General features: G+C 64.1%; 1 protein-coding gene. It reads left to right on the top strand.

Translation table 11 applies throughout. From position 1 onward, the window contains the following. Nucleotides 1-1,046, top strand: a 1,046-nt coding sequence (locus AB4Y84_RS22335) for a TonB-dependent receptor domain-containing protein (RefSeq protein ID WP_442251016.1), incomplete at both ends; no start/stop codon positions are given.

Here is a 1,046-nt window from a genome sequence, read left to right as displayed (position 1 = left end):
GACCCGAACCTGTGCGCCAACGTGGCGGGCCAGTTCGACGGCACCACCGTGCTCGGCACCCGGCCGACCGGCCAGGCCTGCGGTTCGGTCTATGGCACCGGCTACAAGACCATCAAGAACGGCAAGGAAAGCGGGCAGATCTACAGCTCGATGACCTTCGATGTGAACGACAACTTCCAGTTGTTCGGCGACGCGCTCTACAGCCTGGAAGAAGTGAAGTACGCCACAGGCTCGAACTACACCTGGTGGGGCACCTCCTCCGGCTGGGGCCGCTTCTACGATCAGGACAGCGGCCAGTACATGAACCTGCAGCGCGTGTTCGCGCCGGAGGACATCGGCGCCGGCGGCTATCGCGACATCATGAACACCGATCGCAACAAGGCTTACCAGGTCACGCTCGGCGGCCGCGGCACGGCCGGCAGCTGGGATTACAGTGCCAGCTTCACCCGCGGCGAATACAAGTTGACCGAGCGCAACTTCGTGCGCTGGAACGATCCGATCAACGACTACTTCGAGCAGCGCGTGCTGGGGCCGGTGCTGGGCACCACCAGCACCGGGTACAACATATACAGCCCGGACTGGGAAGCGTTCTACTCGCCATTGCCGAGCGGTGATTTCCAGAGCTTCACCGGCTACACCTACAGCCAGAGCCGCACCTGGCAGAACCTGCTGCGTGCGCAGGTCACCAATGGTTCGCTGTTCAAGCTGCCCGGCGGCGACGCCGGCTTCGCTGTGGTGGTTGAAGGCGGCAGCGAAGGCTGGGATTACACGCCCGATACCCGGCTGGTGGATGGCAGCGTGTGGGGTACCACTGCGGTTTCCGGCGCCGGCCATCGCAGCAGCTACGCGGTGACCAGCGAACTGCGCATGCCGTTGCTGGAATCACTGACGGTGACCGGCTCCGGCCGCTACGACGCCTTCAAGATCGGTGGCAACACCATCGACAAGGCGACCTACAGCGTCGGCCTGGAATTCCGTCCGATCGACAGCCTGCTGTTCCGTGGCAAGTACGGCACCGCGTTCCGCGCGCCCACCCTGTCCGATGC

The sequence above is a fragment of the Stenotrophomonas sp. 2YAF22 genome (assembly GCF_052114665.1).
GTDB lineage: Bacteria > Pseudomonadota > Gammaproteobacteria > Xanthomonadales > Xanthomonadaceae > Stenotrophomonas > Stenotrophomonas indicatrix.
Note: the sequence above shows the minus strand (reverse complement) of the source record. Positions and strands in the feature narration are given on the sequence as shown.